This is a genomic window from Novosphingobium sp. BW1, assembly GCF_008107685.1.
Lineage (GTDB): Bacteria > Pseudomonadota > Alphaproteobacteria > Sphingomonadales > Sphingomonadaceae > Novosphingobium.
The window spans coordinates 1-9,125 of sequence record NZ_VIRF01000080.1 but is presented as its reverse complement, the minus strand read 5'-3'; the positions used below and the strand labels follow the sequence as shown (position 1 = coordinate 9,125).

15 protein-coding genes and 3 pseudogenes are annotated in these 9,125 nt (G+C 59.9%); 10 read left to right on the top strand and 8 right to left on the bottom strand.

Annotated elements, in window-relative coordinates; translation table 11 throughout:
• Positions 1-268 (top strand): integrase core domain-containing protein (locus FMM79_RS14445; RefSeq protein WP_148625005.1); only part of this gene is annotated, 268 nt, incomplete at its 5' end.
• A gap of 122 nt (positions 269-390) precedes the next feature.
• Here FMM79_RS14445 and FMM79_RS14440 read toward each other — a convergent pair.
• Positions 391-687, bottom strand: a complete 297-nt coding sequence (locus FMM79_RS14440) for a nuclear transport factor 2 family protein (protein WP_148628167.1) — start codon at positions 685-687, stop codon at positions 391-393.
• 207 nt (positions 688-894) lie between these two features.
• On the opposite strand from FMM79_RS14440, the pseudogene FMM79_RS14435 reads away from it, so the two are divergent.
• From FMM79_RS14435 to FMM79_RS14410, 6 genes and pseudogenes are all read left to right on the top strand, one after another.
• Positions 895-1,754, top strand: a pseudogene (locus FMM79_RS14435) (IS630 family transposase); the annotation flags it as partial.
• A 412-nt stretch (positions 1,755-2,166) separates the two neighbouring features.
• Positions 2,167-2,433 carry a translation initiation factor IF-1 gene (gene infA, locus FMM79_RS14430; RefSeq protein ID WP_148628166.1) on the top strand — a complete coding sequence of 89 codons (267 nt, stop codon included), beginning with the start codon at positions 2,167-2,169 and terminating at the stop codon, positions 2,431-2,433.
• A 43-nt stretch (positions 2,434-2,476) separates the two neighbouring features.
• Positions 2,477-2,623, top strand: coding sequence for a hypothetical protein (locus FMM79_RS21260; RefSeq protein WP_153269330.1), 147 nt, complete (start codon positions 2,477-2,479; stop codon positions 2,621-2,623).
• Between the two features lie 467 nt (positions 2,624-3,090).
• On the top strand, positions 3,091-3,300 hold the full coding sequence (locus tag FMM79_RS14420) for a cold-shock protein (RefSeq protein ID WP_148628165.1): 210 nt from the start codon (positions 3,091-3,093) through the stop codon (positions 3,298-3,300).
• A gap of 56 nt (positions 3,301-3,356) precedes the next feature.
• Entirely contained in the window at positions 3,357-3,554 is a 198-nt protein-coding gene (locus FMM79_RS14415) for a hypothetical protein (protein WP_148628164.1), read from the top strand.
• 97 nt (positions 3,555-3,651) lie between these two features.
• Positions 3,652-4,104, top strand: coding sequence for a hypothetical protein (locus tag FMM79_RS14410; RefSeq protein WP_148628163.1), 453 nt, complete (start codon positions 3,652-3,654; stop codon positions 4,102-4,104).
• 160 nt (positions 4,105-4,264) lie between these two features.
• Here FMM79_RS14410 and FMM79_RS14405 read toward each other — a convergent pair whose 3' ends face one another.
• Together FMM79_RS14405 and FMM79_RS14400 are read right to left on the bottom strand one after the other, a co-directional pair.
• Complete coding sequence (locus tag FMM79_RS14405) at positions 4,265-4,486, bottom strand: hypothetical protein (RefSeq protein WP_148628162.1); 222 nt, start codon at positions 4,484-4,486, stop codon at positions 4,265-4,267.
• Positions 4,487-4,677: 191 nt separating this feature from the next.
• Positions 4,678-5,451, bottom strand: a complete 774-nt coding sequence (locus tag FMM79_RS14400) for an N-formylglutamate amidohydrolase (RefSeq protein WP_148628161.1) — start codon at positions 5,449-5,451, stop codon at positions 4,678-4,680.
• Positions 5,452-5,468: 17 nt separating this feature from the next.
• On the opposite strand from FMM79_RS14400, the pseudogene FMM79_RS22310 reads away from it, so the two are divergent.
• Positions 5,469-5,699 (top strand): annotated as a pseudogene (locus FMM79_RS22310) (transglutaminase N-terminal domain-containing protein); the annotation flags it as partial.
• Positions 5,700-5,716: 17 nt separating this feature from the next.
• On the opposite strand, the gene FMM79_RS22305 reads toward FMM79_RS22310, so the two are convergent.
• Positions 5,717-5,779 (bottom strand): KxYKxGKxW signal peptide domain-containing protein, encoded by a 63-nt coding sequence (locus FMM79_RS22305; RefSeq protein ID WP_371710923.1) that lies wholly within the window; start codon positions 5,777-5,779, stop codon positions 5,717-5,719.
• 16 nt (positions 5,780-5,795) lie between these two features.
• Here FMM79_RS22305 and FMM79_RS22300 point away from each other — a divergent pair, with 16 nt between their 5' ends.
• Both FMM79_RS22300 and FMM79_RS14390 read left to right on the top strand, forming a co-directional pair.
• The gene (locus FMM79_RS22300; RefSeq protein WP_371710922.1) at positions 5,796-6,383 is read left to right on the top strand and encodes a transglutaminase family protein; all 588 of its coding nucleotides are present in this window, start codon (positions 5,796-5,798) and stop codon (positions 6,381-6,383) included.
• Positions 6,384-6,399: 16 nt separating this feature from the next.
• Positions 6,400-7,221 carry a transglutaminase family protein gene (locus tag FMM79_RS14390; RefSeq protein ID WP_148628159.1) on the top strand — a complete coding sequence of 274 codons (822 nt, stop codon included), beginning with the start codon at positions 6,400-6,402 and terminating at the stop codon, positions 7,219-7,221.
• 30 nt (positions 7,222-7,251) lie between these two features.
• Here FMM79_RS14390 and FMM79_RS14385 read toward each other — a convergent pair whose 3' ends face one another.
• The 4 genes and pseudogenes from FMM79_RS14385 to FMM79_RS14370 form a co-directional block, all read right to left on the bottom strand.
• A complete protein-coding gene (locus FMM79_RS14385) occupies positions 7,252-7,506 on the bottom strand; it encodes a hypothetical protein (RefSeq protein WP_162528519.1) in 255 nt (84 codons plus the stop codon).
• Between the two features lie 151 nt (positions 7,507-7,657).
• Positions 7,658-7,918: a hypothetical protein gene (locus FMM79_RS14380; protein WP_240339208.1), complete on the bottom strand. Its 261-nt coding sequence runs from the start codon at positions 7,916-7,918 to the stop codon at positions 7,658-7,660.
• 633 nt (positions 7,919-8,551) lie between these two features.
• Positions 8,552-8,704: pseudogene (locus tag FMM79_RS14375) on the bottom strand (IS5/IS1182 family transposase); the annotation flags it as partial.
• Between the two features lie 91 nt (positions 8,705-8,795).
• The coding region (locus tag FMM79_RS14370; protein ID WP_205466686.1) for a transposase at positions 8,796-9,125 on the bottom strand (330 nt) is incomplete at its 5' end.

Genomic DNA, 9,125 nt, shown 5'->3' with positions numbered 1-9,125 from the left:
CTTCACCGGCGTGCTGCGGCGCGAGGGTATCGCCATCAGCATGGACGGCCGCGGCGCCTGGCGCGACAATGTCGTGGTCGAGCGGCTGTGGCGCTCGGTGAAGTACGAGGAAGTCTACCTGCACGCCTACGCATGCGTCAGCGAAGCGCGCAGTTCGATCGGCCGATACCTGGGCTTCTACAACGCCCGGAGACCTCACTCGAGCCCCGGCGGACGTACGCCCGATCAAACCTACTTTGACAATCTGCCACAGGCCGTGGCAGCGTGAATTGGCCGCGACTTGCGGGGCGTCACTCCGGCCGGGCTACGCCCGACCTCCATGACGCCCCGCAGGCGCCAGCTTGAACAACCAAACCGCAGACGATCCACTTATCAAACGTCAAAGGCTGTTCAGACAAACCGAGCCACTTCTAAGATACCGTTATAACGCCCCGTCATCACGACGGCATTTCCGGCATCGAAGATGGCTTCAACCTGCTGCCTGAAGTTCGCCCAATCCCGGTAAAGGCGGTCCAGCGCATTAATCCGTACCTCCTCGCGCCCACGGTAGGGATTACCATCGGCGTAGGGGAAATGCTCCGCTTCATACCAGATGATTTCCGGGCTCATCATCGCCATCGCCGATTCTATGTCGCCGCACTCGAAAAGCGCATAGATCTTCTCGATAATCTCCACATTCTGGCTCATGGTTCACACCTCCAGATAGATGGTTGTTGTGAGCAGATCTCTTATACCAACCTACGCTGAGGCTGACTTACTTGGGGATTCCCACTGGGGCGAAAGTCTGACTCAAGAGCGTCCTGCTTCAGGAGGATGCGATAGTGGGTCGAGCGGTTGGATTGCGGGAGGATTTTGACGGACCGGCGCTTGGGCGACTGGCACGGAGCTCACCGCGGTCCTGACGGGCTGCTGGACGGTAAGGCCCCAGGCAAGGCATCGATCCTCAATGATGCGCAGCGACGCGCACTGGTCGAGGCGGTCGAGCGCGGGCCGAGCCCTGCGATCCATGGCCTCGTGCGCTGGCGGCTGATCGACCTGGCGCATGGGCTCTACGAAGAGTTCGCGGTGTCGCTCGACGAGACGAGCGTCAGCCGCGAACTGACGAAACTGGGCTATGCGAAACTGACCGCTCGGCCCCGTCACCATGCGCAGAACGCACACGCCATGGAGGCATTCCAAAAGGGGGCTTTGCCTCGGCGGTGGCAGAGATCCGGGCCAACCTCCCGCAAGGCACGCCCATAGAAATCTGGTTCCAGGACGAGGCACGCGTCGGGCAGAAGAACACCATCACCCGCCGTTGGGCACAGCGCGGCACGCGGCCGTCTGCTCCCAGGGATCAGCGGCGCTCCTCGGCATGGCTGTTCGGCGCGATCTGTCCCGCCGAAGGTAAAGCCGCGGGCATTGTACTGGCCCGCTGCAACAGCGAGGCGATGAGCATGCACCTCGGGGAAATCGCCTTCCACGTCGCGCCCGGCGCACATGCGGTCATCCTGCTCGATCAGGCCGGATGGCACGGATCGGCCGAATTGGTCGTGCCGCCCAACATCACGCTGATGCCGCTGCCCCCGAGGTGCCCGGAGCTCAATCCGGTCGCGAACGTCCGGCAGTTCATGCCCGACAACTGGCTGTCAAACCGCATCTTCAAATCCTACGACGATATCGTCGATCATTGCGGCTTCGCTTGGAACCAACTCGTCGATCAGCCATGGCGGATCATCTCGCTCGGACTGCGCCAGTGGGCCCATGGGTTCTGATCTATGCGCGTTGGTATCAGAGACTTCCTTGCTCTGCTCTGACGTACAATCCGGTTTTCGCAGTTTGCAAATTTACAAATCCAATCCCGATTCGCCTCTCTGCCTTTAAAGCGAATTTTGGGAGATACTTGAATTAAAGCATCAATACTTTCTCGTTTGTGTTCACCGAAAATATGCCAAGAATGGCAATTAACAGCTGGATGTCGTGGCGCAAATTCGCCTCGGCACCGGCGTTTTGCGATTTATCTTGTAACTTTTGAATATGGCTCTATATTAAAGATTGCCTCACGTCGCTTGCGACGGAATTTGATTGCTGTACAGATTGCGGCACCGCCTTCCTTACACGCTTCATGGCTCCGTAGATTGGGATGTGCCCGCCTGCGGGCTTTTCCCCGCATCTGCAGAGGCGGCCATGGCGAAAGAAGAACTGATTACGCTGGAAGGTCAGATCGACGAGATCTATCCCGACGGGCGTTTCGGTGTGTTGCTCGAGAACGACCACAGGATTATTGCTTATACTGCCGGAAAAATGCGGCGGTTTCGCATCAAGTCCGTCGTCGGAGATCACGTCCGCGTCGAAATGACGCCCTACGACCTGTCGAAGGGGCGCATTGTCTATCGCGAGAAGACGCCAGGGCAAGGCCCCAGTGGTCCTCGTGGACGGACCTTCCGACGCTGAAACGAGAAATGGCCGGCTTCAAAGCCGGTTTGAAAACGATACAATGACACTCAAGACGACCGGCGCCACCGAGCGCCACCTCAGGCGCCCTTGCGCAAACCTGCGCAGTCGGCTGCCCCGCATTCCGGAAATGCGCTCGCTGCTGAGCGCAACTGACCTTCAGCGGCTCGTTGCCGCGATGGTCGATTGATTACTTTACGAACACCAGCGGGATGGCCCTCGGCCACGTCCGCCAACAGGACCAAGCCCATCGATCTCAACCACGAATACGCCGCGCACCAGCGCGCCCTGCTGCAGGCTAGCAGGGCCAGGAATGACGACGATCGCCATATGCACATGTTGACAGCATCAACCATCGCGCGCGGCATCAATGAGTTCCAGCACAATCTTGGAGCAGCTGCGGCCTGTGCCTGGAGCCAGGCTTGTGTTGCCCCATCCTCTTCCACCAGGCCGCAAAGCGTATCACGCGCTACGTGACCTCACCCCTTTTGCTCTCGTTGGATTTTCAAACGGGTATCGACGAATTGGTTACGGAACATGGGATGTCAAAATCACCATTTTTCGCAAGACGACGCATTCCTTTCAATTGACGACCAGATGCAACACCCGGCCGGCATGTCGCCGACGGGCAATCCCGTTTCTTGAAAGGAAACGACCATGACTATCGGAACCGTAAAATTCTTCAATGAAGACAAGGGCTATGGCTTCATCCAGCCTGACGACGGCTCAGCCGACAGCTTCGTGCACATCTCGGCAGTTCAGGCCGCCGGGTTCTCGACGCTCAACACGGACCAACGCGTGAACTACGTGGTTGAAGAGGGCCGCAACGGCAAGAAAAGTGCTGTTAACCTCAGCAGCGCCGACTGATTTTCCCGCGCCCTCGGCCCGCGCTTGCGCGGCGTCGAGGGCATTTGGTCCCTGACTTGCAAGGACGTGCAAGGGCTCAGAACTACACGTTCCTGATTGCCCGTGCCGACGAAGCCGCGCGGGACGCCCAGGTTGCCGAACTCGAGAATGTGCGGGAGCGCGCCTTGCGTGCGGAAACGGCATGGCGAGAAATGACCGCCAGCGCGCTCAAGGTGCAGCAAAACCGCAAGAAGGCCGTTCAGTCACTTTCCTAGAGCTGACTGGCTGGCCAGCTCTCGACCGGATATTTGCCGATCGCCCGTCGCAAGGCAGCCTACCAGAATGCGTCTGCCCAGATCGAAAGAGGAACCCATGGCTGAAGCGATGCTTACTTTTTGCGAAAGTCCAAATGGAGACTCCTGGTCTCTTGGCAAGCGTGACGGCTGCGGTGCATTGCAGGTGCTTCATTGCGCCAATGCATCATCGGGGGGGGCGAGAACCTGGCTCAGGCTGGTCGAATTTATGGCAACAAACCCGGGCTCGCCGGAACACTCGGCGCTGGTCGAACGGATCGATGCCATCGTTTCCGATCGTATCGCGGACAGGCGCTGCGGCCTTGCGGAATTGCTTATGCATTTTCGGGATGCAACCGAAGCTGAAGCCATGGCGGCACTGTCAGGATCGAAAGTCCGGCTTCCGCTTGGATCGACCAGCGATGCTCTGGAATTTTTCAATTGCATGGTCGATCTCCTGACTGGCCTGCGGCAAGTTGAAGACGAGGCCGATGCCCGGCGCATTCCTGCAGGGTTTGGCAGCACGCATTAAAACTACGTAGCTGGAGCGGCCCGGTCCCGGATCACCGGCGCCAAAACCACACCCAGCCTGCCCCCCAACAAGGGCCGCCGCGATTGTGTGGCACAAGGCGCTACGTGGGCGCGCACCGCTCGCGCTCAGAGCCCGTACGGCGCCCATTGCCATCAGGCCTTTAGGCCTTGTCAGAACGGAAAAACGGGAAGCGCGCGACTTTCCCTTCGATAAGGTGCGCGGCAAGCTTCGAGCGGATGATCATCGCGCCCTCTCCACGGGTGCAGACCAGATGCGTTCCACCTTGCGGTAGCGGCTCTGTGCAACTGATCGACACCTCGTACTTCGCGCAGGCGGCGATTACGTCTTCTTCGGGCAGGGCCAGATTCATGGCGCGGCTCATGACGGCAAACCGCTTTCGTCAAGCGCCGACGGCAAGGACTGAGCAATGGTCACGAAAAAAGCAGAATGTAAAGGCATCAAAAGGCTCCACGTCAAAAGCGGGAGCACGACCTGTCTCTCAGTCAGGACTTGCTCGGATACCCTCGGCCTGATGCTGGGGGTATGAGCCGTTCTCCCGGTCGTGACAAGCGCTTACTGCCGCCAGGCCTCCTCAAATGCCATGCACAGCAATTCCGCCCAGTGCCGTTGCCCCGCCTTGTCTGCAAGGTGATCCTGCCGGATCTCGATTTCGGCATAATCCAGCGTACGGCCGAAAGCGTGGCGGGGAACGCTGTAGTCTGTCCGGTCCATGTGATAGGGCTGGTTGTCACCGACGCACAGGCCTGGCTCGCGCGCGAATGCACCCAGCAACCGGCGCGAAAAGCTCTCGTTTCCGCCCGCGTGAAGGATACCGACATCCCAAGGCCGCTCGAACTCGCCGAGGACAGGCGTAAAGCTGTGCAGCGCGACCAGCACGATCCGCCTTCCGGGGCGCCAGCGCCTTGCGACTTCGTTGGCCAGTCTGGCGTGGTAGGGCTCGTGAATTTCGCTGATACGCAGCGCTCGCTCGCTCGAGGAAAGGCTTTGGTTGCCCGGCACCGGCGTCCCGTCGCTGGTTTCCGGAACGGCTTCATGCGACGAGGGATCGCGATTGCAGTCCACGACAAGGCGGGAATAGGCTTGCGACAGAAATATGGCATCAAGACGCCTGGAAAGGGCGCAGCCCAATTCGGCAACGCCGATGTCGAACGCGATATGACGGGACAAGGCGTCATCTCCAAGGCCGAGCGACCCGAGCCGGGCAGGTATTGCGGCGCCGGCATGGTCTCCGGTCAGGATGAAAGGCGCCGTACCGAGAGGATTGAGGCATTGAACGGGTCCGGGATCGCCAGGGCCAAGCAAGCTCTCAAGGCCTGGTATGGCCATCACGACATGGTGCAGACATGCCGCACTTGATCATTCGTCATCTTACTGAATACTCCTACCGACAGCCTGTCGCTCTCGGTGAACATCGCATCATGATGCGCCCGCGCGAGAGCTTTGACCAGCGCCTTGTCAGTGCAAGGCTGGCGATAACGCCCCAGCCGGCGGGACTGCGATGGCTGCACGACGTGTTCGGCAATTCGGTGGCGATCGCATCCTTCGGTGCGCCGGTTCAAGGCTTGCAGGTCGAAAGTACCGTGCATCTCGATCATGAGCCCATTGCCGGGGCCAGCGTGGACATCGAAGCGTACGCCCAGCGCTTTCCCTTCACCTATTCCTCCGAAGACATGCCCGATCTCCTGCGTTCGATCGAACGCGCCTACCTCGATCCCGGCCGGATCATTGACGACTGGGCGCGCACTTTCGTTGGTTTGGAGCGGTCCTCCGATACACTGGGCATGCTCGTCGACATGACGCAGATGATCCGGCGCGATTTTACCTATATTCCTCGCCACGAGAAGGGCACGCAAAGCCCGATCGAAACCTTGCAAAGGCGGCAGGGGAGCTGCCGGGACTTTGCTGTGCTGATGATCGAGGCGGTGCGTTCGGTAGGCTTCGCGGCGCGGTTCGTATCCGGATACGTCTATGATCCCGACTGCGGCACAGGGCGCGTGGGCGGGGGCAACACCCACGCCTGGGTTCGCATCTTCCTGCCGGGTTCCGGCTGGGTCGAATTCGACCCGACCAATGGCATCGTCGGAAACAGCGGCCTGATCCGCGTGGCCATCGCGCGTGATCCCTACCAGGCCGTCCCGCTGTCGGGCCTGTGGACCGGCTATCCCGGCAGCAACCTTGGCATGTCGATAGAGGTCGACATCCAGTTGAGCGATGCAGCCCCGTTCCCGAGCGGCGCCACCAATGCCCGCTTCGGGTGAAAGCAAGGAGTCCACGATGTTCATTCGAGCCGGCTACGAAATTCACTTCCAAGCGCAGATGCCGACCGCCATGTTGGCCCTGCTGAGCGTGCACCCCTCTCGCAACAAGCACCTCTCCACCCCGCAGCGCATCCGCTCCGGGCCCGAGGTACCGATCTACGACTATATCGATGGCTACGGGAACATCTGTTCGCGCTTCACGGCCCCTGCGGGAGGCGTGACAGTGTCTTGCGACTTCGTCATCGAGGACAATGGCCAGCCCGATGTACGCGCGCCCGAGGGCCCGCAGGCCAGCGTCGAAACCTATCCGAACGAAGCGCTGATCTACCTCCTAGGCAGCCGGTACTGCGAAACCGACCTCCTGATGGATGTGGCCTGGAGTAAATTCGGTCACCTGGCGTCAGCCCGAGACCGGGTTGAGGCCATCGTCGCTTTCGTGCACGACCACCTGCGCTTCGGCTACGAGCATGCCAGATCGAACAAGACTGCATGGCACGGTTACCAGGAGCGCGAAGGAGTGTGTCGGGACTTTGCCCATCTGGCCATAGCCTTGTGTCGCTGCCTCAACATACCGGCCCGCTATTGCACGGGCTATCTCGGCGACATCCAGGTACCGGCGGACGAGGCACCGATGGATTTCAGTGCATGGTTCGACGTGTTCATCCAGGGCGCCTGGTACACCTATGACGCACGCCATGCTGTCCCCCGCGTTGGCCGGATCCTGATGGCAAGGGGCCGCGATGCCACCGACGTGGCGCTTACCACGAGCTTTGGCAACGCGGTCCTAAAGTCGTTCTTTGTCCGAGCGGAGGAGGTTTCTTCGCCGGCCCTGCCCTGACGAGCAGGCCGGGTCATTGCCCGGACAAGCTCAAAACAGCAGAGAGGCGACTAGAAACGAGGCTGCAGCCGGTATGGCCATAGTCAACACGCGCGTGGCGGCCAGGAACAGTATCATCGACGTATCCAAATTCCAGCGGGTTACACCTGTAGTGTAGTCCCCCAGGATGAGCAGGCCGCTCGCCAGGAAGATATAGGAAACGAAACTGCCGAAACTCGCCTGGTATGCGCCAAGCACAAAAGGAAGAGGCCCGGTCGCGAGGATCGTGATGGAAAAGGCGGCCACCAAAGCCATCCTATCCACAGCGTTCAGCCAAATGCGCGCAGGTCGACTTCCTTTCATGGTCACCTGGATCACAAGGCCGCTGCGGCATTACTTCTCTGATCCCGTTTCCAGGCAAGGAGCACGCCGGATTCTGGAAAGCCGGCTAATGACATCAGGATCTGTTGCGCAGGTCCGCGACCACCTGCTCCAATCCCTTGGGTGAATGGGTCGCCAGATCGAGTGGGCGACCGGCCAAAGCGATGCATTCGCCATTGAGGTAGGCGATGGCTTCATCCTTCGTCGCGAAACTTTCTAGCGCCATCCGGGTAATGAGCCCTTGCCGCTTGGCCGCCTCGGGCGGAATCTTGAACCGGTTGTCCCGGCGCGCCCACGCACTGCGGACTACAGGTTTTTCCATGGCTTCTTCGGTCATTTTCTACCCTTTTCAGAAATTGTCGCCGCCTTGAGGCGCCAGCCTGTCCAGCCAATGGCTCACCTGGAGTTGCCCCAAGGCAGCGACCTGGTCCATGAGCGTACCCTCGCCATCCGTTTAAGGCTGGCTAAGGAAAGCATCGGCCGCCTTTGATCCGCCCAGCAGATTATGAGCCAGCCGCCAGATGTCTTGGCGCCTACGGTAGACCACAGAGTTATGCGGTGGCCCCGAGCACAGGCGCCCGTTCGCGCCAGGGGTAGGATGCCGGATCGATGCTACCCTGCAAGGAGCAAGCTGGATCATTATCGCGTCCAGTTTGGACAGGGCAACGCACCTCGCTCCGGGCGCAATCTCGCGATACGTCGCTCATAATGCCGAACCAGATCGAAGCGAGACCCAAGACTCGCGCTTCGAGCCAAGTTATCGGACAAGGCCAGCTGATGATGAAAAAGAAGTTGGTCAAGATCCATGTGCATGCTCCATCTTGCGGGAGCGCGCTTGGTCTCTCAGTCACCGAATTGCGAAACACCTTCGGCAATGCCGATATTGTACGCCACTTCAACTGATAACGCCAGCTTCTTGTCGCAGGGGACTTTGTTGCACAAATCGCGCCTGAAATTAGCAGTTGGCCTTAAAGACAGGCTGGCGCCCGCGCTTGCCGGTGGGCCGGCAAAGCCAATGCATCCCAGGATCAAACCAGACCTGAAGCGAACCTCTCTGCGCCAGCGATGCGTTGTAGGATTTCCATTTCGTCGTGCGGTAGCGGGCGCGGGGCGGCTCGCTCATCACCACCACCTAACCAACTGGATTCACGAACGGACTCCCTTCGACATTTGCGCAACAAAGCCCCTTCAAAGGCCAACTGCTGCCCTGCGATTTATTTATGCAACAAAGCCAACCTACGGGCCCATTTGCGGCGTCCGATGGTCATGATGCGCCAAGGCTGATCAACGAGCGTGTTCCAGGCCTGGCAGCAATGGTCGAGGATGTTGTCGTGAGAGGTAAAGATGCGGTTGGAGAGCCAACTGTCGCGCATGAACGGCCAGAGGTTCTCTACCGGGTTCAGTTCGGGGCATTTGGCCGGCAGCGCGACGATGCTGATGTTGGCGGGCACCTTGAGCTTGCCGGTCATGTGCCAACCGGCCTGATCCATCAGCACGACAGCATGCGCACCGGGGGCCACCGCAAACGCGATCTCGGCCAGGTG